The following is a 21,981-nucleotide window of genomic DNA, read 5'->3' on the forward strand; positions in this document are numbered from 1 at the left end:
TCACGCAACCAGGTTGCGTGAAAGTGGCTTTGCTGCGGTCTCCGCGGCGCTACTTCTTGCGCGCCTTCGCCGTCTCGCGGGTGTTGGCCTTCTGGATCGCCTCGACGAGCTCGTCCTTGCTCATCGACGACCGGCCGGAGATGTCGAGCTTCTTCGCGACGTCGTAGAGGTGCTGCTTCGAGGCGTTCGCGGCGACACCACCCGCCGTCTTCCCGTCCGCGGACAGGCCCGGCTGCGCGGCCTGCTCGTCGGACGGCCCGTTCTGCTCCTTCGGCTCCCAGTGGTCACCCACCTTCTCGTGGGTGTGCTTGAGCGCCGCGAACGCCATGCGGTGGGCCCGCTCGCCGTCGCCGTCGTAGCTCTCCATCGCCGAGTCGTACGTGGCGACCCAAGTGCGCATCGCCTTGTCGTCCGACCGCTTGACCGTGCTGGGCACCTCGTCCTTGCCGGGCATCGCGCGTCACACCGCCGCGAGGTGCCGGGACTCGGCCGGGGAGTGGTCGCTGTGCGCCGGCCGGGGGCCGTCGAGGAACCGCCGCACGCCCTTCATCCCGTACCGGTCGACCGCGGTCTTGATCAGACCGAAGATCGCGCCCTGCAGGGTGGCGGCGAGCAGCACCTCGCACGTGCTGTAGTCGTCCGACAGCGGCTGCGGGGTCTCGTCCTCGTTGGAGATCTTCTTCCAGACGATGCCGAACACCTTCCCGGCGATCAGACCGCCCAGGAGCCCGAGCGTGAGGCCGATCGGCTTGTAACCGATCTTCGCGAGGCCGCTGAGCTCGTTGCCGTCACGCGTCACGGCGCTCCTCCTCGGACCGCGCCTCGGCGCCCGTCTCGCCGGCGTACCCGGCGTCGTCACCTGCGGTGCGCCCGACGAACTTCTCGTTCTCGTCGGTACCGGTGGTGCTGTTGCCGTCGGGGTCCGTCGCCGTGTTCGTGGGGCGGCCCTTGTCCTCGGGGTCCACGCCGCCGGTGTCTCTGCTGCGGGCGACGTTAGGGTCGGCGGCCACATCGGGCTCGGAGGAACCATGCATGGCCCGCGAGTACCCGAAGCGCGCTCCTGCGACACGGTTTGGACGGATCGGCCCCGGGGCACCACTGGGCCGTGACGGAGGACGACGCGTCAGGCGTGGCGGATCGGGCCGCGCTCCGGCTGCGCCACCGCGCCACCCCCAAGGGAGCTGCACACGATCCGGAGCCGCGTGGAGCGGTGGGCGCGCCAGCAGGCGATGCCGGAGGACGCGATCATCGACCTCCAGCTCGCCCTCGGCGAGGCGGTGGCCAACGGCGTCGAGCACGCCTACGTCGACGCCGACGGCGCGGCGCCGACGGTGGACGTGGAGTTGGAGATCCGCCCGATGGGACGGGTGCGTGTCGTCGCGGTGCGGGTCAGCGACTACGGCCGGTGGCGCCCCACCACCGTGGGCCCGAGCTACCGGGGCCGTGGCCTCGCCCTCATCGCGCGGTTGTCGCACGGCCTCCAGGTGTCCCGGACGGGCCAGGGGACGCAGGTGTGCTTCGACATCCCGCTCCCGGGATGACGGCGGGCACGCAACTGTCAGCGTCGATGTTCGCTCCGCGAGCTCCGCTCAGCGCGGCGTGCCCGGCACCGACCCGCCGGCCACGAGCCGGCGCGTGGCGGCCGGGGCCGCCGGGCGCAGGCCGGGCAGCTGCACGGCCGACCGCGGCATCCCGCGGCGCACCCGCAGCACCGGCCACACCGGCGAGGGCGGGAAGAGGGCGTCGAGGCCGGAGGGGGCGGGGCCACCGACGCTCGAGCGCAGCAGCTCCTGGTACTCGTCGTGCTCCGCGACCGCGGCGGCGATCTCACCCTCGGCGAGGTGCACCTCGATGAGGGCGCGGCGGGCGCTCTCGCGGCTCGGGGCGGCGCGGACGGCCGAGCGGGCCATCTCCACCGCCTCCGCGTACCGGCCGGCCGACGAGAGCCGCAGGCTGCGTTCCTCCAGGGCGTGCAGCCGCAGCTGGCGGAACCGCTCGCGCTCGACCGCGATCCACGAGGCCGTCCAGCCGGGGAGGATGTCGGCCTGCAGCAGCGTGACGTCCGGGTGGTCGTCGACCGGGATCCCGGGCAGAGCGCGCACGAGCCCCATCGCGTCGGCGAGGTCGACCTGCACGTCGGCGGCGAGCGCCAGCGGGGCGGTCTCGAGCGGCGCCCGATCGGGGTTCGGCACCGGGTCGTCCCCGCCGTCGGAGAACAGCCCGGGTACACCGACGGCGGCGACCGCATCGGCGAGCAGGCGGGCCGCGGCCTGCGCCGGGACGCCGGGCCACAGGTCGGCGGCGAGCGCGGCGCGCTCCTGCGGGCGGGGGTGCACCGCGAGGTAGGCGACGAGCCTGCGGGAGTCGACGCCCAGCGGCACGGGAACGCCCGCCGAGGCGAGGGTGTACGAGCCGAGCACGGTGACCCGGTGCGCGGCCCCAGGAGCCTGCGTCGTGCCGGATCGTCGCTGATCGTCAGACATCAGTCGTCCCATGTGTGATCGTGCCCGGTTGATGACCCGCGCGCAGCCCGCGGGCACCCGAGTCCGCGAAGAAGTGTTCTCCGGACCGGCCGGGTTGCCAAGGGGTGCATTCGTCACACTTCCGGTCGTGCCGCGGCCGTACGGGTGACGCGCAGTGCTGTTCCCGGTGCTGATGGTACTCACGGTGCCGCGCGTATCCGCACGTGGGTGCCGCTCGCATCGGCCCACACGTGCAGGGTCTCGCAGATCTGACGGGCGATCCACAAGCCGCGGCCGCGCGCGTCGGAGGGGTGCGGGGCCTGCAGGCCCGGCAGTGGGTCGCGCAGCCGCCCGCGGTCGTGCACCTCGCAGACGATGCCGTCGCCCGCCGCCCACAGTGCGAGCTCGGCCTGCGGGCTGCCGTGTTCCACCGCGTTGGTGGCCACCTCGTTCACCGCGAGCGCGACGTCCTCGGCGCGCGCCCGCTCGTACCCCGCCGCCAGCAGCGCCCCCTCGAGGACGGCCCGCACCTCGTGCAGCTGCCATGCGCTGAACGTGAGCCGGTGGTCGGGCGGGCCGAGGAGCACCGGGGCGGGCGCCGGCCGCTCGACGAGGACGGCCCGCGGGTCGCGGTGCGCGGGGTTGTGCCGCAGCTCGCCGCCGTCGAGCAGGAAGGGGTGGTTGCCGCGGGCTCCGTCGAGGATCGCGACGTGCAGCGGCAGCTCGGGGAAGAAGCACGTGAGCGTGAGGGGCAGCTCGGCCATGGCCACGTTCGCCGCGGCGTCGAGCTCGGTCCAGAACGCCCCGTCGAGGCCGTCGAGCCGGCTCGTGTGCTCGCTCACCGCGGTGACGCGGCCACCCGGCCCGAGCGCGGAGGACGCGGCGATCTCCCGCAGCTGACGGGCGCGGCGGGCGGCCACCGTCTGGCCGGAGCCGCTGTCCGGTCCGTACGGCTGGCCGAGCAGGATCAGCCCCGCCGGCCTGCCGATGCGCTCGCGCAGCGCCTCCTCGGTGCGTTCGGTGACCGCGGCGGCCACCGGCTCGCCCCGCTCGAGCGCCGCGGTGACCAGGGGCACGAGCTGTGCCAGCAGGTCGTCGGGGGAGCCGTGGAACGCGGCGGCGTGCCGCAGCCGGACCGCGGCGGCCGACCGAGTGGTCTCGATCCTCACCGGCCCACCCCGGACCCCTCGTCGGATCCCGCACCGGGACGGGCGCGGACGTCGAGCTGGGCCGCGAACGGGGCGCCGCACCGGTCGAGCACCCGCATGACCCGCGGCCGCACCCCGGTGAGGACCAGCCGGTGGCTGGCCGGGAACTCCTCGGCGGCGTGCACGAGGCCGACCGCACCCGCAACGTCGAGGAAGCGCAGCGACGACAGGTCGAGCGTGATGTCGGTGGGCGCCGACTCCGACCGCAGCGCCTGGTCCAGCGCCGTCTCCAGCAGCCGCCGGATCGGGGTGCGGTTGCTGTGGTCGATCTCGCCTGCCAGCCGCGCGGTGCCCGTGCCGGCCGCGGTGATCCGCAGGAGGTTGTCGTCGTAGAGCGCGGGGCGGGCCACCTCGGTGTGATGCACGGCGACGAGGCTGCGCACGGCGTCGGCCGGGAAGCGGCGCTGGTCGAACAGGCACAGGAGCCGGGCCGTCGGGCGGGCGGCGATGACGTGCTCGACCCGCTGCTCGAACTCGACGATGCCGGCCAGCCCCGTGGCGAGCTTGGAGTGGGAGTGGCCGGTGAGCCGCACCCCCGGCCAGCCCTGCGCGGTGGCCTCGTCGAGGTAGTCGGCGAGCACGTCGGTGATCTGCTCGGGCGACCCGGTCAGAACCGCGCGGGTCTGCTCGCCGGGCACGATCGTGAGCTGCCCGGCGGCGAGCGCGTCGTCGGTGGGCACGCGGTCGTCGGCGAGGCGCTCCAGCACGGCGTCGGCGGTGCCGTCCTCGAAGTACAGCACCCGCTCGCCGGACGACAGCCCGCCCGCGAGCCACTCGGCCGTGACCTCCCACAGCTGTTCGTCGCTCACCGGGGCGATGCACGCGTGCCGGACCGATCGGAGGTCCTCGACGGTTCTCGTCCCGGTCGGTTTGGTCATCGCCCGTTTCCGCAGTGGCCGGCAGCTGGCGCGGGACGGGGCTCACCCAGGGCGGGGGGACGCAGCGTCACGCGCGGACCACTGTACGTCGACCGAGCGGGCGGTGGGATCGCCCGGAACGGGCCGGCGGCGAAGCGGCGGGTGGCCGCGGCGAACGGAGCGCCACCGCGGCCACCGGCCGAGCGGGTGACGCAGGTCACGGCGCGGCGGGCGGCACCATGACCTCGACCAGGTGCGGGCCCGGTTCCGCGCCGGCCCGGCGCAAAGCGGCGGCCATCTCCTCGGCCGTGGTGACCCGGACGGCGGGCACACCCATGCCGGTGGCGAGCGCGACGAAGTCCAGGTCCGGCCGGGACAGGTCGAGCAGCTGCCGAGCGCGCTCCCCGTCCCGCTCCAGCAGCCCGGCCGCCCCGACCTGCTGCAGCTCCATCCGCAGGATCGCGTAGGCGCTGTTGTTGTAGAGGACGGTGGTGACGTCCAGGCCCTCTCTGGCGTGGGTCCAGAGCGCCGAGATCGTGTACATCGCGCTGCCGTCGGCCTGCAGACACCACACCGGCCGATCCGGGCAGGCCACCGCGGCGCCGGTGGCGGCGGGCAGGCCGTAGCCGATCGCGCCGCCGGTGAGCGTGAGCCAGTCGTGGCGCGGGGCACCGGCCGTCAGCGGGGGCAGGCCGCGGCCCGAGGTCACGGACTCGTCGACCACGATCGCGCCCTCGGGCAGCAGCGCCCCGACCACCGCCGCGGCGCTGTCGAGGGTGAGCGGTCCGGTGGGCAGCTCAGGGCGGGCCGCGGGCGCCAGGCGTGGCGCGGTGCCCGGGGCCACCAGATCGGCGAGCTCCTCCAGCGCCGCCTCGGCCGCGCCGTCCCGCCCGGCGACGGCGTGCACCGCGCAGCCCTCCGGCACGAGGTCCGACGGCTTGCCCGGGTAGGCGAAGAAGGACACCGGCGAGCGGGCGCCGACCAGGACGAGGTGGCGGGCGCCGGCGAGCTGGTGCACCGCCGCGTCGGCGAGATAGGCCAGCCGGGTGACGGGCGCGACGCCCGCGCCGCGCTCGAGCCGCGTCGGGAACGTCTCGCACAGCAGCCGGGCCCCGGTCGCGGCCGCGATGCGGTTCGCCGCGGCCAGTCCGGGGGCGCGCGTGGCCTCGCCGCCGACGAACAGCACGCAGGGCTCGCCGGAGGTCAGCGCGTCGGCCGCGGCGCGGAGCGCGGCGGCGTCGGCCGCCGGGCGCTGCGCGACCGCGACCGGTTCGGTGACCGGGCTGCCGCCCTCGTCCCAGCTGACGTCGGCGGGCAGCACGAGGGTGGCCACCTGCCCGGCCCGCGCGGCGGCGACGGCCGCCGCGGCGTCGGCGCCGAGCTCGGCGGGGGAGCCGGTGTGGCGCAGCCAGCCCGAGACCGAGCCGGCCACCGCGGCGATGTCGGACTGCAGCGGGGCGTCGTACTGCGCGTGCGTGGTGGCGTGGTCGCCGACGACGTTCACGACGGGCGTGCCCGCCCGGCGGGCGTTGTGCAGGTTCGCCAGCCCGTTGCCCAACCCGGGACCCAGATGCAGCAGCGTGGCCGCGGGCCGGTCGGCCATCCGGGCGTACCCGTCGGCCGCGCCTGTGGCGACGCCCTCGAACAGGGTGAGCACCGCCCGCATCTCCGGCACTGCGTCGAGCGCCGCGACGAAGTGCATCTCGGACGTGCCGGGGTTGGCGAAGCAGACGTCGACGCCGCTCGCGACCAGGGACCGGACCAGTGCCTGGGCGCCGATCACGCGGCTCCCTCCGCGCCCGTGCGCACCTGCACCGACGTGGCGGGCGAGGAGACGAGCGTCTGCAGCACCACGCAGTAGCGCTCGGTCAGCTTCGTCAGCGTCGCCACCTGGTCGGCGCCGGCGGTGGTGTCGAGGTCGAAGGTCAGCCGGATCTCGCGGAACCCGACCGGCGCGTCGGAGTCGACGCCGAGCGTCCCGCGGAAGTCGAGGTCGCCCTCGGCGTGCACGGTGCCTGCCACCTCCAGGCCGAGCGCCGTGGCGACCGCGCGGAGCGTGACGCCGGCGCACGCGACGAGCGCCTCCAGCAGCATGTCTCCCGAGCAGAGTTGGCTGCCGTCGCCCCCGGTCGCCGGGTGCAGGCCCGCCTCGGCGAGCGCGGTGGCGGTGCGGACCCGGCAGGCGACGCCGCTGCCGTCGAGCTCGCCCTCGGCGGACAGCGTCACGAGCGCGGCGGCGGGATCCTCGGCGTACCGGGCCTTGAGCGGGGCCTGCATCTGCTTGAGTGCGGCTGCATCCATGGGGGGATCGTGCCTGCCGCGTCGCGCACGCGCACCCACCGGGACGCCGCCGGGCCGTTCCCGCGGACGCCAGTAGGCTCAACCCGTGTCCGATCTGCCGATCGCGCAGGCGAGGGCCGATCGCCTCCTGACGATCCCGAACCTGCTCAGCGTGCTGCGGCTGGCCGGCGTGCCGCTGTTCCTGTACCTGCTGCTGGGCCCCCGGGCCGACGTCTGGGCGATCGTGGTGCTCGCCGTCGGCGGCGTCACCGACTGGCTCGACGGCAAGCTCGCCCGCGTGCTCGGCCAGTACAGCCGGATCGGAGCGCTGCTCGACCCCGCGGTGGACCGGCTCTACATCCTCGCGGCGCTGGTCGCGCTTGGCGTCCGGGAGATCGTGCCGTGGTGGGTCGTGGCGGCGCTGGTGGCCCGCGACCTGCTGCTGGGGCTGACCCTGCCGGTCCTGCGCCGCCGGGGGTTCGGCCCGTACCGGGTGGTGTACCTCGGCAAGGCGGCGACGTTCCTGATGCTCTACGCCTTCCCGCTGCTGCTCGCCGGCACCGGCAGCGGCTGGTTCGCCGAGCTCGCCCGTCCGTTCGGCTACGGGTTCGCCGCGTGGGGGACCGCGCTCTACCTCTACACGGGTGCCCTCTACCTGGCGCAGTTCGTGCTCGCGATGCGCGCCGGCCCAGCACGCCCGGGGGTCGCGGGCGGCGTCGGGGGTGGGGGATAGTCTCGCCCCGTGATCCCCGAGGACCTCCGCTACACCGACGCCCACGAATGGGTGCGCGACCTGGGGGACGGGGTGGTTCGGATCGGCATCACCGACCACGCCCAGTCCCAGCTCGGCGACGTCGTCTTCGTGCAGCTCCCCGCGGTCGGCGAGTCCGTCGCCGCGGGCGCGGCCGTCGGCGAGGTCGAGTCGACCAAGTCGGTGTCCGACATCTACGCCCCCGTGGCGGGCACCGTCAGCGCCGTCAACGAGGCGCTGCAGGACAACCCCGAGCTGATCAACACCGGTCCGTACGAGGCGGGTTGGATGTTCGAGGTGCAGCTCGCCGACGGGGCTGCCGGCACGCCCGACGACCTGCTCGACGCCGCCGCCTACCGGCAGCTCACCGGGAACTGACCACGGTACGTTGACTCCGAACGCACACGCAGCGACCTCGCCCGGACATCAGGGCCGCATTCATCAGGAGGAGACCCCGAGGTGACCACGAACGACGGGCCCGGCGTACCCCCGGAGCGCTCCCCGGAGACCACCTCGGTCTTCCGTGCGGACTTCCTCTCCGAGGTCGAGCCCCCCGCCCAGGACCAGCCGGTCTCCGGCGTCGACGCGCTGCCGGCGGGCTCCGCCCTGCTGGTGGTCAAGCGCGGCCCGAACGCCGGGTCGCGCTTCCTGCTGGACCGCCCCTCCACGAGCGCGGGCCGCCACCCCGACAGCGACATCTTCCTCGACGACGTCACCGTCTCGCGCCGTCACGCGGAGTTCCGCAACGACGCCGGCGAGTTCGTCGTCGTCGACGTCGGCAGCCTCAACGGCACCTACGTCAACCGGGAGCCGGTCGACACGGCGGTGCTGGCCAACGGCGACGAGGTGCAGATCGGCAAGTTCCGGCTGGTGTTCCTCACGGGACCGCGCGAGCCGGGCACGACGGACTGAACGGTCGGCTCACCGGCGGCTCGCCGCCCGTCCGGAGGCGGGCGCGGGCGGGTCGTCCCGTGTAGCGTCGACAGAGCAGGACCGTCAGGAGGAGGGATTGCGCATGAGCGAAATGCGCGTCGTGGGCGTACGGGTCGAACTGCCCGCGAACCAGCCGATCCTCCTGCTGCGGGAGACCAGCGGCGACCGGTACCTGCCGATCTGGATCGGGTCGGTGGAGGCCACCGCGATCGCCCTGGAGCAGCAGGGGGTCAAGCCCGCCCGCCCGCTCACCCACGACCTTCTCAAGGACGTGATCCAGGGGTTGGGGCGCCGCCTGGAGAAGGTGCGGATCACCGACCTGCAGGAGGGCACGTTCTACGCCGAGCTCGTCTTCGACGGCGGCATCACCGTGTCGGCGCGGCCGAGCGACTCCGTGGCGCTGGCGCTGCGGATCGGCGTGCCGATCCACGCCGACGAACGGGTGCTGGCCGAGGCGGGACTGATCATCCCGGACGAGCAGGAGGACGAGGTCGAGAAGTTCCGCGAGTTTCTCGACTCGATCTCGCCGGAGGACTTCCGGGGAGCGCAGCCGTAAGGGCCCGCGATCCGGACACGCCCGCTGCCGGGTGACCGCGGCGGCGCGCCGCGTTGACCGGAGCGGGCCCCGCGCATACCGTCGGTTTCCACAGCCCGGGATTCCGGGCTCCGGCGGAAGGAGTTCGGTGGAGAACCCGCCGTCCGGCGCGCCCGAGCAGGGCGAGCTCTTCCCCGACCCTCTGTTGGGGGCCGGTCTCGACGGTCTGCCCGACCAGCTGGTCGGTTTCCGCGGGCCCACTGCGTGTCAGGTCGTGGGCATCACCTACCGGCAGCTCGACTACTGGGCGCGCACGGGCCTGGTGATGCCGTCGATCCGGGGCGCTGCTGGTTCGGGTTCCCAGCGGCTCTACTCCTTCAAGGACGTCCTCGTCCTCAAGGTCGTCAAGCGGCTGCTCGACGCGGGCGTCTCGCTGCAGAACATCCGGGTGGCGGTGGAGCACCTGCGCCGCCGCGGCATTCGCGACCTCGCCGGCATCACGCTGTTCAGCGACGGCACCACGGTGTACGAGTGCGCGTCGCCGGAGGAGGTCGTCGACCTGTTGCGCGGCGGCCAGGGCGTGTTCGGCATCGCCGTGGGCGGGGCCATGAAGGAGATCAGCGGGTCCATCAAGGACTTCCCGGTGGAGCGCGTCGACGGCGGCAGCGTCGACGACGCCCCCGAGGACGAGCTGTCCCGCCGCCGGGCGCGGCGCGCGATCAGCTGAACCCGGTCACGCGTCGACCTTGAACGGGTCGTGCTCGGCGAGCAGCTTGTCCAGCCGGGCCTGGTCCACGCGCGAGACGACGGCCGTGCTCTCCTGCCGGTCGCGCACGCACTTGGCCAGGGTGAACGCGGACGTCACCACATAGAGCACGGCGAGGGCGAGGAACCCCCGCACCCACGGGTCGGCGGGCAGGTAGATGATCGCGAGGCCGACGGCCAGCAGCGAGACCCCGAACGAGATCACGGCCTGGGCGAAGAAGGCGGCGGTGGTCGGCGACGCCGGCGGTGTGGTGGTGGTCATGGGGGAAGTCTGCGGCCGTGCGATGCGAGCCACATCGGGGGAACTACGTGGCCGCGGTCGCGGCCCGGCAACGCCGGGCCGGGTACGATACGCGCCGTAGTCGCCGAACCCGCGCGGGAGAGTCCCGGCCCCTCCAGGGCCGGGCGCCGAAGGAGCAATCCCTCCCCGGAACCTCTCAGGCACAAAGGACCGCGCGGGAGAGACGCCTCTGGAAAGCGACGGCCCGCCGTGCGTGATGGGGGCCGTCCGCCGACGGGGAAAGCCCGGGCCACGGTCCGGGTGAATCTCTCAGGTGCCCGGGCCCGGGCGGGGACAGAGGGGGAGGGCAGCACCGGCCCCCGCCTGCGCTGTCCCGACCCGAGCCGGAGGAAGTCCCGACATGACCGAGCGCCCCTCGTTGCAGGATCTCGAGCGGGGCACCCCGTTCGCCGCCCGGCACATCGGCCCCCGCGCCGCCGAGCTCGACACGATGCTGGCCGCGATCGGCGCGGCGTCGCTCGACGAGCTCGCAGCCACCGCGATGCCCGACACCATCCGTGACACCGAGCCGGTGGCCTCCACCCTGCCGCCCGCGGCGTCGGAGAGCGAGGTGCTCGCCGAGCTGCGGGCACTGGCCGCGCGCAACACCGTGACCGTCCCGATGATCGGGCTTGGGTACTCCGGCACCGTCACCCCGCCGGTGATCCGGCGGCACGTGCTCGAGAACCCCGCCTGGTACACCGCCTACACCCCCTACCAGCCGGAGATCAGCCAGGGCAGGCTCGAGGCGCTGCTGACGTTCCAGACCACGGTCGCCGACCTCACCGGCCTGCCGGTCGCCGGTGCATCGCTGCTCGACGAGGCCACCGCCGCCGCCGAGGCGATGACGCTGCTGCGCCGGGCGGGCCGCGCCCGCTCGCCCCGGTTCGTCGTCGACGCCGACACGCTGCCGCAGACCCTCGAGGTGCTGCGCACCCGCTCCGAGCCGCTGGGCATCGAGCTCGTCGTCGCCGACCTGACCGATGGCCTCCCCGACGGCGAGCTGTTCGGGCTGCTGCTGTCCTACCCGGGTGCCTCGGGCGCGGTACGCGACCCCGCCGCGCTGATCGAGGAGGCGCACACGCGCGGTGCGCTCGTCGCCGTCGCGGCCGACCTGCTCGCGCTGACGCTGCTCACCCCGCCCGGGGAGCTGGGCGCCGACGCCGCGGTGGGCACCACGCAGCGGTTCGGCGTGCCGCTGGGCTTCGGCGGCCCGCACGCCGGCTACCTCTCGGTGCACGAGAAGCACGCGCGCCAGCTGCCCGGCCGCCTGGTCGGCATGTCCCGGGACGCCGACGGCAACCCGGCGCTGCGCCTCGCGCTGCAGACCCGCGAGCAGCACATCCGCCGGGAGAAGGCCACCTCGAACATCTGCACCGCGCAGGTGCTGCTCGCCGTCGTCGCGGCCTGCTACGCGGTCTACCACGGCCCGGACGGGCTGCGCCGGATCGCCCAGCGCGCCCACCGGATGGCCGCGGTGCTCGCCGCCGGGCTGCGGGCCGGGGGCGTCGACGTGGAGCACGGGGAGTTCTTCGACACCGTGCAGGCCCGGGTGCCAGGCCGCGCCGACGCGGTGGTGGAGGCCGCGCACGTCGCCGGGATCGCCCTGCGGCGGGTGGACGCCGACACCGTGGGGATCGCCTGCTCGGAGCTGACGACCACCGGGCACCTGGAGGCGGTGTGGGGCGCGTTCGGGGTATCCGCCGACGCCGCCGCCCTGGACGGCGCCACCGACGACGCGCTGCCCGCCGGCCTGCTGCGCAGCAGCGACTACCTCACGCACCCGGTGTTCCACGAGCACCGATCCGAGACCTCGCTGATGCGGTGGCTGCGCCGCCTCGCCGACGCCGACCTCGCGCTGGACCGCACGATGATCCCGCTCGGCTCCTGCACGATGAAGCTCAACGCGGCCGCGGAGATGGAGCCCATCACGTGGCCGGGTTTCGGCGACCTGCACCCGTTCGCCCCGGCGAAGGACGCCGAGGGCATGCTCGAGCTGATCGCCGACCTGGAGCGCTGGCTCGCCGAGCTCACCGGGTACGCGGCGGTCTCGCTGCAGCCCAACGCCGGCAGCCAGGGCGAGTTCGCCGGCCTGCTCGCGATCGAGGCCTACCACCGCAGTCGCGGGGAGGCGCACCGGGACGTGTGCCTCATCCCGGCGAGCGCGCACGGCACGAACGCGGCGTCCGCCGTCATGGCCGGGATGCGGGTCGTCGTCGTCGCCACCTCGCCGACCGGGGACGTCGACCTCGCCGACCTGCACGCGAAGATCGACGAGCACCGCGACACGCTGGCCGCCCTGATGATCACCTACCCGTCCACGCACGGCGTGTACGAGGCACAGGTCCGCGAGGTGTGCGACGCGGTGCACGCCGCGGGCGGCCAGGTCTACGTCGACGGCGCCAACCTCAACGCGCTGGTCGGGCTGGCCCGGCCGGGGGCGTTCGGCGGCGACGTCAGCCACCTCAACCTGCACAAGACGTTCTGCATCCCGCACGGCGGCGGCGGGCCCGGCGTGGGCCCGGTGGCGGTGGCCGAGCACCTGGCGCCGTTCCTGCCCGGCCGCGAGGGCGTCGACGGCGTCCGGGTGGGTGCCGTCTCGGCGGCGCTGTACGGCAGCCCGGGCGTCCTGCCGATCTCGTGGGCGTACCTGCGCCTGATGGGCATCGACGGCCTGCGCCAGGCCACCCTCACCGCTGTGGCGGCCGCCAACTACGTGGCGGCCCGGCTGCGTGAGCACTACCCGGTGCTCTACGCGGGCGCGGACGGGCACGTGGCCCACGAGTGCATCCTCGACCTGCGCGCGATCACCCGCGAGACCGGCGTGACGGTGGAGGACGTGGCCAAGCGCCTCGCCGACTACGGGCTGCACGCCCCGACGATGTCGTTCCCGGTGGCCGGCACGCTCATGGTGGAGCCCACCGAGAGCGAGGATCTCGCCGAGATCGACCGCTTCATCGACGCGATGATCGGCATCCGCGGCGAGATCGCCCGCGTGGCGGCGGGGGAGTGGCCGGTGGAGGACAACCCGCTGCGCGGCGCCCCGCACACCGCGGCCTCCCTCGTGGACAAGTGGGACCACCCGTACCCGCGCGACCTCGCCGCCTACCCGACCGGCGCGACGCCGGGCGTGCACGACCGCAAGGTCTGGCCGCCCGTGCGCCGGGTCGAAGGGGCCTACGGCGACCGCAACCTGGTGTGCAGCTGCCCGCCGGTGGAGGCCTACTTCTGACCTCCCCCCGGGGCGGTGCTGGCGGGCGTGACTGGTCCGCTGCTTCGGTGATCGGCGCGAACGTGCGGTTTCCGCGGTCGGAATGACCGGAACCGTCATCTCGTGCCGATCACCGTTCCCACGTTGTCAACGAAACATTGACGCCAGCGGATCGCCACCGATTCGTTGACCCTGCACGCCGCGACGCCCGGAGGTCGTGCGGACGTGACAGGGGAGTGGAGCGTCAGGCGTCGGCGAGCGTCTCGGCCACCGCGATCAGGCGCTCGCGCAGCGGCGCGGCGCGCTCGGCGAACGCGGCCTGCGCCCGCGCGTACTCGGCCCGCCCGGCGGGGGTCTCGATCGGGACGGGGGAGTAGCCGAGGTCGGCCAGGTCGTAGGAGCTCGCCCGCATGTCCAGCTCCCGCACGTCGACGTGCGGGCTCGGCTCAGTTGGCAATCTTGCGGACGCGTCGGGCGCGTAGCGCCGCCTCCGCGACCGAGCACGGCCAGCGCGTGGGCCGGTACACACACGTGCAGCAGTAGCCATCGGCCTGCCTCCGGCGCATTGCCAAGATCTTGTCGGCAGCTCCGGGGTGGGCGGCGATGAACTGAACGGCGGCGTCGAAGTGGTCGTTCGGCGCTGTACGGTCTGGCATGGTTTGAGCATGGAGCCGAGTGGCTGTCGGCAGGGCGATCGCCGCGGCTACATGCGGCTACAAGGAGGACCTGTGAACGACCTCGGCCACCGGCTCCGGTCAGCCCGTGTCGATGCCGGGATGAGCTTGCAGGCGCTGGCGGCGAGGGCGCACTACAGCAAGTCGCTACTGGGACATCTCGAAACTGGGGCGGCGCGCACCCTCGGCCGAGCATGTGGCCGCCTACGAGCGCGCGCTCGGGGTCCGGATCGAGGCCTCCGCGACTGACCTCGGAGACGACGGGCCACTACTCGCGGCGGCGGCCGACCTGGTGACGGCGATCGGTCTCCGGCACGGCGGCCTCGCGTCGATCGGGGTTGCTCGGGCTCAGTGGGATTGGGCGCGGTCCGTTCTCGACCGAGGCAGCAAGGACAGGGCCGCTGTCGCAACAGTCGGTGCCGCGGCTCGGCTCGCCGATCGGCTCGGGTGGTGTCTCGGCGAAATCGGTCAGATCGCCCGAGCGAAGGCGGCCTACCGGGACGCCCTGGCGCTCACCGAGCATGACCCGGGACTCCGCACAATGGTGATGATCGACTCCGCGTCCCTCGAAGTAGACCGCGGTGATGCTCGCATCGCTGTCGACATGCTCGCCGCGCTGCCCGCCGGCAATCCGGCACTGGAATTCTCAGCGTGCGGCGTGCTCGCGCGTGCCCATGCGAAGATCGGCGAGGTGTCCGCCTGCCTCGCGCACGTCGAGCGCGCGGATGCCGCGTGGTCCGAGGTCGACCTGCGCGATCTGCCGCTATGGATCAGGCCGTACGCGAGTGGGCATCGGGGGCACGCCGACCATGCGGCAGGCAAGGCTCTCTTCGAGCTCACACGGCGCGGGCACGGCGAGTTGGCCGATCGGGCCGCCGAGCGTCTTCACGCCGCGGCCGGTGCGTTCGGTCCCGAGCGCGCACGGGCGGTCGAACGATGCAGGGTGCGGCTGTTGTCCCTGGCCCGGCGTCTCTGACCGGACGCCCAGGCACTCACCTCCGTTCTCGCGCCGTGTGGGTGGCATCGCTGACCTCGCCGACGTAGTGCTCGACGAGGTCCTCCATCGCGACGAGGCCCACCGTCTCGCCGCGGCGGTCGACGGCCCGGCCGAGGTGGGCGCGGGCGCGGCGCAGCACGGCGAGCGCCTCGTCGAGCCGCGCGGTGGCGGGCACGGCGGGCAGCTCACGGATGCGCCCGGGCGGAACGGCGGCGTCGGGGTCGTCGACGAGGTCGAGGATGTCCTTGACGTGCAGGTAGCCGGTGAGCCGTCCGTCGTCGGCGACCAGCGGGAACCGGGAGTAGCCGGTGTCGGCCACGGTGCGGGCCACGTCGTCGACGGTCGGCCGCACCGGCAGGGTCACCAGCTCCGCGCGGGGGACGACGACGTCCGCCGCGGTGGTCTCGGCCGAGGTGAGCGCCCGAGTGATGCGCCGCGACTCCTCGTCGTCGAGCAGACCCTCCCGCCGGGACTCGGCGACCAGGTCGGCCAGCTCGCCCGAGGTGAACGAGGTCTCCAGCTCGTCGCGGGGTTCGACCCCGACCAGCCGCAGCACCCCGTTGGCGGTGATGTTGAACAGCTCGATCAGCGGCCGCATCACCGTGGTGAACACCAGGAACGGCGGCACCAGCCAGATCGCGGTGCGCTCCGGCCCGGCGATCGCGATGTTCTTGGGCACCATCTCCCCGAGCAGGATGTGCGCGACGACGACGATCGCCAGCGACAGCGCGAACGCCACCGGGTGCAGCACGGCCTCCGGAAGACCCGCCCACGCGAACGGGCGCTCCAGCAGGTGCGCCACCGCGGGCTCGCCGAGCCGGCCGAGCACCAGCGAGGAGATCGTGATGCCCAGCTGGGACGCGGCCAGCATGCGGGAGAGGTCGGCGTTGGCGCGCAGCACCGTGGCGGCCGCCGCCGTGCCGGACGCGGCCATCGCCTCCAGGCGGTCGCGCCGGGCGGAGATCAGGGCGAACTCCGCCCCGACGAAGAACGCGTTGGCCGCCAGCAGCCCGACGGCGGCCAGCAGCGCCAGCAGGTCACCGCCCACCGGCCACCTCCTCGGTGCGGGGGACGGCGTCGGCCGGGGTGCGGCGGGCCAGTCGCAGTTCGGCGACCCGGTTGCGGTCGCGGCGCATGACGGTGAGCCGCCAGCCGTCGACGTCGAGCTCCTCGCCGACGTCGGGGATGCGGCCCATCTGGGCCAGCACGAACCCGGCGAGCGTCTCGTAGGCGCCCGACGGCATCGCGAACCCGGTGGCGTCTGCGACCTCGTCGTCGCGCAGCAGGCCCGAGACGAGCCAGCTGCCCCGCCCCAGCGGCCGCACGGTGGCCTGCTCGGCGCGGTCGTGCTCGTCGCGCACGTCCCCGACGATCTCTTCGATGAGGTCCTCGAGCGTGACGATGCCCGCGGTGCCGCCGTACTCGTCCACGACGACCGCGACCTGCAGCCCGGAGCCGCGCAGCCGGGTCAGCAGCGCATCGCCGTCGAGGGACTCGGGCACCGTCGGCACCGGCTGCACCAGCTCACGCAGGGCGACGGCCTGCCGTTTCGCGGCGGGCACGCCGAAGGCCTGCTTCACGTGCACCACGCCGAGCACGGCGTCGGGGTCCCGATCGTGCACCGGGAAACGGGAGAACCCGGTGCGGCGCGCCATGGCCACGAGGTCGGCGACGGTGTCGTCGGCGTCGAGGGACTCCACGCGGACGCGCGGGGTCATGAGGTCCTGCGCCACGCGGTCGGTGAACCGCAGGGACCGGTCCAGCAGCGTGGCCGTGCCGACGTCGAGCGTGCCGTGCTGGGCGCTGCTGCGCACGAGCGAGCTGAGCTCCCGGGGCGAGCGGGCCGACCGCAGCTCTTCGGCGGGCTCCACGCCGAGCCTGCGGACGATGGCGTTGGCGGCGGAGTTCAGGCCCGTGATCAGCCACCGGAACGCGTGCGCGAACGCGCTCTGCAGCCATACCACCGCGCGTGCGGTGCGCAGCGGGTTCGCGATCGCGAGGTTCTTCGGGACGAGCTCGCCGAACACCATCGACAGGGCCGTGGCCAGCAGCAGCGCGAGCACGGTGGCGGTGCCCGCGGCGAGGGCGTCGGACAGACCGAGCGCGCTCAGGCCGGGCCGGAACAGCGAGGCGATGGCGGGCTCGGCGATGTAGCCGGTGACCAGCGTGGTGACGGTGATGCCCAGCTGGCTGCCCGACAGCTGGAACGACAGCCCGCGGTGCGCCCGCTGCACGGCGCGGGCCCTCCGGTCACCGACCTCGGCGAGGTGCGCGTCGACGGTGCTGCGCTCCAGGGCGGTGAGCGCGAACTCGGAGGCGACCGAGATCGCCGTGCCGAGGGTGAGCGCCGCGACCGCGAGCAGGCCCAGGACGGACAGGACGACGGTCACCGTGGGTCACCGCGCCGGGGGTCGGCCGGTCTACCGGGCGGGCGGCAGGGGACGATGCGCCGGGTCGAACCCGGCCTACTACTGCAACCCGGCTCGGCGGGGCGTGCAGTGGGCACGGACCTGCTCCTCCTCGTGTGGAGCGACCAGTGTACGGCGCCCGCTCACCCCGGACCGCTGCCGGCGGCGCCGGGCGACCCGATCGTGACGCGTGTCTCGCGCGCCCCGCGCACGTGGGCGAGCCGTTGGGCCTCCTGCTCCAGCTGGGCACGTTCGGCCGCGCCGAGCGTGCGCAACTCCTGCACCGCGACCTCGAGGACGCGCCCCCGCTGCGTGGCGCGCCACGCAGCGGCGACCTCGGTGCGGGACAGGACGATCCCCGGTGGGCCGAGCGTGGGCCACAGCAGCTTCCGGTGCGCCGGATCGGGCACCAGCAGCGCGCGGTCGCGGCCCTGCACCAGCGGATCCGACGGCGGCAGCAGCCGGACGACCTCGGCCGGCACCGCCGAGCGCACGGCGTCGACCAGCTCCTCGGGGACGGCGGCCGTGCGCCCGTCGACCCGCGCCGGTACGAGCCCGGGCGGCCGGTCCGGGGCGACCGCGGCCCGGCTCGTGCCGAGGAACGCGGCGACGTCGGCGTCGCTGCCGGCGCCGAAGAACCGCAGGTAGAGCGCCTGCAGCTCGGCCGAGCCCGCGGCGGTGTCGGCCGGTGGCCCCGCCCAGTCCGGGATCGGTTCGACGAGCAGCGGCCTGGCCCCGGCACGCAGGCGGGCCCCGGCGGGCAGTGCCGCCAGCCGCAGGAGCTGTTCCGAGACGTGGTGGGTGCCGCACGGCCGGCAGAACGGCGCGAGCTCGGGCGGGATCCGGGCCGTGACCGCCGCGCTCAGCTCGCCCTTGGTCAACGGCCGGTCGAGCACCGCACGCACGGCGTCGGCGACCGCGCGGAAGGCCGGCCGGGCCGCCCCGCCGACGGCGGCGAGCCGGGCGCGCTGCCAGCCCAGCCGGGCTGCGGCGTCGGCGTCGTCGCGCGGCCAGCCCGCCGCGGCGAGCGCGGGCAGGGCCGCGGTGCGGTGCAGGTGCGGAGCGCCGCGGTGCGACCACGCGAGCGTGAGCGCGCCGCCCGCGGTGAGGTCGGCGTCGGGGGCGAGCGGCTCGGCCAGCCGGGCGGAGACCGCCGCCCGCAGCGCGCCGGGCGGGGTGTCCTGGACGCCGAGGTCGAGCACCGCGACCTCGGGGAGCGCCGCAGCGCGGGACACCAGCCCCTGCACCGCGACGCGGTGGGCGACGACCTGGTCGCGGGTGAGGGTGAGCACGGCGGACATGCCCGCGATGGTGCCGCAGAGGTCCGACAGTTCCCGAGCGTGCAGGCAACGTCCACCGGGGCGGCGTGCCCCCGCGATCGCCGCGAGATACGCATCCGCGCACCGCGAACAGCAACAACCGCACTCTCACGGCAACCATCCGTGCAGTCACGCCGGTCACGTCTCGCGGCGGTGGCGGCCTCCGGGATCTAGGTTGACCCGTCATGGACGGCTGTCGCACCGGTGCGCGTGACCAGTCCTCGCCGTTCGTCGACTTCGACCGGGCGTCGTGGGCGAGGCTGGGCGAGAACAGCCCGCTCCCACTGACCGCCGAGGAGCTCGAGCAGGTGCGCAGCCTCGGCGACGAGGTGGACCTCGACGAGGTGCGCGAGGTGTACCTGCCGCTGTCGCGGCTGCTCACGCTGCACGTCCAGGAGGGCGGCCGGCTCTACCGCGCGTACCGGACGTTCCTCGGGGCGAACACCGCGCGCACCCCGTTCGTCATCGGGGTGGCCGGGTCGGTGTCGGTCGGCAAGTCGACCACGGCCCGGCTGCTGCGGCTGCTGCTGGCCCGCTGGCCGCAGCACCCGCGGGTGGAGCTGGTGACGACCGACGGCTTTTTGCACCCCAATGCCGAGCTCGAGCGGCGCGGGCTGATGAGCCGCAAGGGGTTCCCCGAGTCCTACGACCGGCGGGCGCTGCTGCGGTTCGTCACCGAGGTGAAGGCCGGGCGCTCCGAGGTGAGCGCGCCGGTGTACTCGCACCTGGTCTACGACATCGTCCCGGGCAGGCGGGCCACGGTCCACCGGCCCGACATCCTGCTGCTCGAGGGCCTCAACGTGCTGCAGCCCGCGCAGTCCGCCCGGGAGGGCGGCCCCGCGCTGGCGGTGAGCGACTTCATCGACTTCTCGGTCTACGTCGACGCGAACACCGCCGACATCCGCCGCTGGTACGTCGAGCGCTTCCTGCGGCTGCGGGAGACGGCGTTCCGCAACCCGGAGTCGTACTTCCGCCGCTACGCCGCGCTGGACGAGGCCGCGGCGATCGCCCGGGCCGAGAGCATCTGGGCGGAGATCAACGCGCCGAACCTGGAGCGCAACATCCTGCCCACGCGCGGGCGCGCGAGCCTCGTGCTGCGCAAGGGGCCGGGCCACAACGTCACGGGCATCCGCCTGCGAAAGGTCTGAAACGCGTGTTTGGCACCATGGTGCGATGACCGCCGAGGCAGTGAGCGTGGAAGCGCCGCACCGCGGGGAGACGGACGAGCAGGTCGAGCTCGCCGCCCGCCTGCGGCTGGCCGTCGGGCGCCTGCACCGGCGCATCCGCATCGACGGCCGGGAGTCGATCCCGCCGCTGCAGCTGTCGGCGCTGGTCACGATCGAACAGCACGGGCCGTTGCGCCTGTCGGAGCTGGCGCGCCGGGAGGCGGTCACCGCGCCGACGATGAGCCGGGTGCTCGCCGCGCTCGACGAGCAGGGCCTGGTGATCCGCACGCCCGACCCGAACGACGCCCGCGGCGTGCTGATCGTCGTGTCCGCCGAGGGCGCCGCGCGCCTGCAGGAGGTGCGCAGTCACCGCACGGCGCTGATCGCCCGCCGGCTCGCCCGGCTCGACGACGACCAGCGGGCCGCCCTCACCGCCGCCCTGCCGGCCCTGGAAGCGCTCCTGGTGGACGAGGAGAGGCCTGACCCGCCCGGCGCTGCGGCCGGGTCAGGCTGATGCGCCGTCGACCAGCACCCGCAGGTCGTCGTGGGCGAAGCTCAGCCGGCCCGCGATCCGGGCCGACTCGGGCAGCGGCTCCGGGTAGCCCCACGCGGCGTCGGCCAGCTCGCGGCCGTCGGGCAGCCGCACGCTCCAGTAGCTCGCCTCCCCCTTGTAGGGGCAGCGGGTACGCGTGGCGGTGGGCTCGAGCGGCACGCGCACGTCGTCGGGGGCGAGGTACCAGCGCGGCGGCAGCCCGGTCTCGGTGAGCACGAGCGGGGCGTGGGTCTCCGCGACGAGGACGTCCCCGGCGAACACCTGCACGTGCCGGCTGGTGGGACGCACGTCGACCCGGGTGTAGGGGTCGGTGAGGTGGGCGAACACCTGCTCGTCCTCGTCGTACCAGGCGTCCGCGGCGTTCCAGTACAGCGCGGCGCGACCGGCGAGCCACGGCGCGGCGGGCAGTGGCTGCGGGTAGGACCACAGCGCGTTCTCCACGACCCGGTCCCCGACCCGCAGCGACCGGTAGCCGGCGTCGCCCTTGAACGGGCAGTGCGTGGTGTGGTCACTCGGGACGAACGCCGACGCGTCGAGGTCCTCCTCCGGCACGTAGAGCACCGGGAGCAGGCCCGTCTCGTGCAGCAGCGCGCCGCGGCGGGTGTCGAGGACCGTGCGACCGGCGAACTCGGCCCGCACGCGCCGCGGGAACGGGTGCATCAGCAGCTTGTGCGCCGGCCCGTCGAGCCGGTAGTTGACGGTCTGCGGGGCATGCGCGGACAGCGGTCCGTCGGTGCGGGTGAGGCCCATGTCCCACCGAACGCCCCGACCGCCGCAGAATTCCGGCCGGGCGACTCCCGTGTCGGGGAGGGGCGACTCGCATGGCGCGGAGGGGCGACTCGCATGGCGCGGAGGGGCGACTCGCGGACGACATGCGACGTGCCCCCGCGAGTCGCCCGGTTCCGCCCCGCGAGTCGCCCGATTTCGACGCGCGAGTCGCCCGATCCCGACGTCCGGGTCGCCCCATCGCGCCTGCCGCGATCCCGTGGCCTCACCCGGCTAGGTCGTGCACCACCTCGACCGTCACCGTCAGCTCCTGGACGCCGGGCTCGATCGGCACCGACGCGACGTCGGCCTGGGCGGCCTCGAGCGCGTACGGGACGGGCGGCTGCTCGGCGGGCAGCTCGGTGATCGAGCGGATCGGCCCGAGCGCGACGCCCGCCGCCTCGGCCAGCTGCGCGGCGCGGTCCAGGGCCTCGCGCACCGCGGCCGCACGCGCCTCGGCCCGCGCCGCGCTGTCGTCGGCGATGTCGAAGGTGATGCCCTCGACCCGGATCGCGTCCCCGGCAGCGGCGGCCGCCGCGTCGATGACCGCCCCGGCCCGGCCGATGTCCCGCAGCGTCGCCGTGACCCGGTTGGTCACCTCGTAGCCGGTGATCCGGCCGCCCTCGGCGTAGGTGGGGTGGACGGCCAGCCCGCTCGTCCGCCGGTCCTCCGCCGCGACGCCCGCCTCGGCCAGGACGTCGAGCAGGGCGCGCGTCCTCGCGTTGTTCGCCTCGAGCGCCGCCGATGCGGTGGCGTCGCGGGTCTGCACGCCGAGGGCAACGGTGACGATGTCCGGGGCCGCCGTCACGGTCCCGAC

General features: G+C 74.4%; 25 protein-coding genes, 1 pseudogene and 1 riboswitch. Of the genes and pseudogenes, 11 read left to right on the top strand and 15 right to left on the bottom strand.

Annotated elements, in window-relative coordinates:
• Positions 1-49: 49 nt before the first annotated feature.
• Genes KME75_RS26025 through KME75_RS46110 form a run of 3 tightly spaced genes read right to left on the bottom strand, consistent with a single transcriptional unit; the run spans position 50 to position 965 of the window.
• On the bottom strand, positions 50-454 hold the full coding sequence (locus KME75_RS26025) for a ChaB family protein (protein WP_219417510.1): 405 nt from the start codon (positions 452-454) through the stop codon (positions 50-52).
• Positions 455-460: 6 nt separating this feature from the next.
• Positions 461-799 carry a DUF4235 domain-containing protein gene (locus KME75_RS46105; protein ID WP_219417511.1) on the bottom strand — a complete coding sequence of 113 codons (339 nt, stop codon included), beginning with the start codon at positions 797-799 and terminating at the stop codon, positions 461-463.
• On the bottom strand, positions 789-965 hold the full coding sequence (locus KME75_RS46110) for a hypothetical protein (protein ID WP_246632855.1): 177 nt from the start codon (positions 963-965) through the stop codon (positions 789-791). The genes KME75_RS46105 and KME75_RS46110 overlap by 11 nt, the downstream gene beginning before the upstream one ends.
• Positions 966-1,181: 216 nt before the next feature.
• Here KME75_RS46110 and KME75_RS26040 point away from each other — a divergent pair, with 216 nt between their 5' ends.
• Positions 1,182-1,541, top strand: coding sequence for an ATP-binding protein (locus KME75_RS26040; protein WP_281424686.1), 360 nt, complete (start codon positions 1,182-1,184; stop codon positions 1,539-1,541).
• 48 nt (positions 1,542-1,589) lie between these two features.
• Here KME75_RS26040 and KME75_RS26045 read toward each other — a convergent pair whose 3' ends face one another.
• From KME75_RS26045 to KME75_RS26065, 5 genes are all read right to left on the bottom strand, one after another.
• Complete coding sequence (locus KME75_RS26045; protein ID WP_219417514.1) at positions 1,590-2,483, bottom strand: AfsR/SARP family transcriptional regulator; 894 nt, start codon at positions 2,481-2,483, stop codon at positions 1,590-1,592.
• A gap of 179 nt (positions 2,484-2,662) precedes the next feature.
• Positions 2,663-3,631, bottom strand: coding sequence for an ATP-binding protein (locus KME75_RS26050; protein ID WP_219417515.1), 969 nt, complete (start codon positions 3,629-3,631; stop codon positions 2,663-2,665).
• Positions 3,628-4,548, bottom strand: coding sequence for an MEDS and STAS domain-containing protein (locus KME75_RS26055; protein ID WP_246632856.1), 921 nt, complete (start codon positions 4,546-4,548; stop codon positions 3,628-3,630). The genes KME75_RS26050 and KME75_RS26055 overlap by 4 nt, the downstream gene beginning before the upstream one ends.
• A 196-nt stretch (positions 4,549-4,744) precedes the next feature.
• Complete coding sequence (locus tag KME75_RS26060) at positions 4,745-6,310, bottom strand: acetolactate synthase large subunit (RefSeq protein ID WP_219417517.1); 1,566 nt, start codon at positions 6,308-6,310, stop codon at positions 4,745-4,747.
• Positions 6,307-6,828 (bottom strand): OsmC family protein, encoded by a 522-nt coding sequence (locus KME75_RS26065; protein WP_219417518.1) that lies wholly within the window; start codon positions 6,826-6,828, stop codon positions 6,307-6,309. The genes KME75_RS26060 and KME75_RS26065 overlap by 4 nt, the downstream gene beginning before the upstream one ends.
• Before the next feature lie 85 nt (positions 6,829-6,913).
• Here KME75_RS26065 and clsA point away from each other — a divergent pair, with 85 nt between their 5' ends.
• From clsA to KME75_RS26090, 5 genes are all read left to right on the top strand, one after another.
• A complete protein-coding gene (gene clsA, locus KME75_RS26070; RefSeq protein WP_219417519.1) occupies positions 6,914-7,540 on the top strand; it encodes a cardiolipin synthase ClsA in 627 nt (208 codons plus the stop codon).
• A 9-nt stretch (positions 7,541-7,549) separates the two neighbouring features.
• Positions 7,550-7,936, top strand: a complete 387-nt coding sequence (gcvH, locus tag KME75_RS26075) for a glycine cleavage system protein GcvH (protein WP_219417520.1) — start codon at positions 7,550-7,552, stop codon at positions 7,934-7,936.
• An 81-nt stretch (positions 7,937-8,017) separates the two neighbouring features.
• Positions 8,018-8,470 (top strand): glycogen accumulation regulator GarA, encoded by a 453-nt coding sequence (gene garA / locus KME75_RS26080; RefSeq protein WP_219417521.1) that lies wholly within the window; start codon positions 8,018-8,020, stop codon positions 8,468-8,470.
• A 103-nt stretch (positions 8,471-8,573) separates the two neighbouring features.
• Positions 8,574-9,047 (top strand): bifunctional nuclease family protein, encoded by a 474-nt coding sequence (locus tag KME75_RS26085; protein ID WP_219417522.1) that lies wholly within the window; start codon positions 8,574-8,576, stop codon positions 9,045-9,047.
• Between the two features lie 127 nt (positions 9,048-9,174).
• Positions 9,175-9,753, top strand: coding sequence for a MerR family transcriptional regulator (locus tag KME75_RS26090; protein ID WP_372452663.1), 579 nt, complete (start codon positions 9,175-9,177; stop codon positions 9,751-9,753).
• Between the two features lie 6 nt (positions 9,754-9,759).
• On the opposite strand, the gene KME75_RS26095 is transcribed toward KME75_RS26090, so the two are convergent.
• Positions 9,760-10,053, bottom strand: coding sequence for a YiaA/YiaB family inner membrane protein (locus tag KME75_RS26095; RefSeq protein WP_219417523.1), 294 nt, complete (start codon positions 10,051-10,053; stop codon positions 9,760-9,762).
• A gap of 104 nt (positions 10,054-10,157) precedes the next feature.
• Positions 10,158-10,255: riboswitch (glycine riboswitch) on the top strand.
• 177 nt (positions 10,256-10,432) lie between these two features.
• Between KME75_RS26095 and gcvP the strand changes: the two genes are divergently transcribed.
• Complete coding sequence (gene gcvP / locus KME75_RS26100) at positions 10,433-13,303, top strand: aminomethyl-transferring glycine dehydrogenase (protein ID WP_219417524.1); 2,871 nt, start codon at positions 10,433-10,435, stop codon at positions 13,301-13,303.
• Positions 13,304-13,526: 223 nt separating this feature from the next.
• On the opposite strand, the pseudogene KME75_RS26105 reads toward gcvP, so the two are convergent.
• Positions 13,527-13,712, bottom strand: a pseudogene (locus tag KME75_RS26105) (3-methyladenine DNA glycosylase); the annotation flags it as partial.
• Between the two features lie 277 nt (positions 13,713-13,989).
• On the opposite strand from KME75_RS26105, the gene KME75_RS46925 reads away from it, so the two are divergent.
• A complete protein-coding gene (locus KME75_RS46925) occupies positions 13,990-14,205 on the top strand; it encodes a helix-turn-helix domain-containing protein (protein WP_372452664.1) in 216 nt (71 codons plus the stop codon).
• Positions 14,153-14,932, top strand: a complete 780-nt coding sequence (locus tag KME75_RS26115; protein WP_219417526.1) for a hypothetical protein — start codon at positions 14,153-14,155, stop codon at positions 14,930-14,932. Before KME75_RS46925 ends, KME75_RS26115 begins: the two co-directional genes overlap by 53 nt.
• A gap of 16 nt (positions 14,933-14,948) precedes the next feature.
• On the opposite strand, the gene KME75_RS26120 is transcribed toward KME75_RS26115, so the two are convergent.
• The 3 genes from KME75_RS26120 to KME75_RS26130 all read right to left on the bottom strand — a co-directional run bounded on the left by KME75_RS26120 (position 14,949) and on the right by KME75_RS26130 (position 18,662).
• On the bottom strand, positions 14,949-16,001 hold the full coding sequence (locus tag KME75_RS26120; RefSeq protein ID WP_219417527.1) for a hemolysin family protein: 1,053 nt from the start codon (positions 15,999-16,001) through the stop codon (positions 14,949-14,951).
• A complete protein-coding gene (locus KME75_RS26125; protein WP_219417528.1) occupies positions 15,991-17,343 on the bottom strand; it encodes a hemolysin family protein in 1,353 nt (450 codons plus the stop codon). The genes KME75_RS26120 and KME75_RS26125 overlap by 11 nt, the downstream gene beginning before the upstream one ends.
• Positions 17,344-17,504: 161 nt before the next feature.
• A complete protein-coding gene (locus tag KME75_RS26130) occupies positions 17,505-18,662 on the bottom strand; it encodes a DNA glycosylase AlkZ-like family protein (RefSeq protein ID WP_219417529.1) in 1,158 nt (385 codons plus the stop codon).
• Between the two features lie 203 nt (positions 18,663-18,865).
• Between KME75_RS26130 and coaA the strand changes: the two genes are divergently transcribed.
• A complete protein-coding gene (coaA, locus tag KME75_RS26135; protein ID WP_219417530.1) occupies positions 18,866-19,828 on the top strand; it encodes a type I pantothenate kinase in 963 nt (320 codons plus the stop codon).
• 25 nt (positions 19,829-19,853) lie between these two features.
• Positions 19,854-20,360, top strand: a complete 507-nt coding sequence (locus KME75_RS26140) for a MarR family winged helix-turn-helix transcriptional regulator (RefSeq protein ID WP_219417531.1) — start codon at positions 19,854-19,856, stop codon at positions 20,358-20,360.
• On the opposite strand, the gene KME75_RS26145 is transcribed toward KME75_RS26140, so the two are convergent.
• A complete protein-coding gene (locus KME75_RS26145) occupies positions 20,352-21,149 on the bottom strand; it encodes a DUF427 domain-containing protein (RefSeq protein ID WP_219417532.1) in 798 nt (265 codons plus the stop codon). The genes KME75_RS26140 and KME75_RS26145 overlap by 9 nt on opposite strands.
• A gap of 241 nt (positions 21,150-21,390) precedes the next feature.
• On the bottom strand, positions 21,391-21,981 hold a 591-nt coding region (locus KME75_RS26150; RefSeq protein ID WP_219417533.1), incomplete at its 5' end, for an SIMPL domain-containing protein.

The organism is Pseudonocardia nigra (genome assembly GCF_019396355.1).
In the GTDB taxonomy this organism is placed as follows: domain Bacteria; phylum Actinomycetota; class Actinomycetes; order Mycobacteriales; family Pseudonocardiaceae; genus Pseudonocardia; species Pseudonocardia nigra.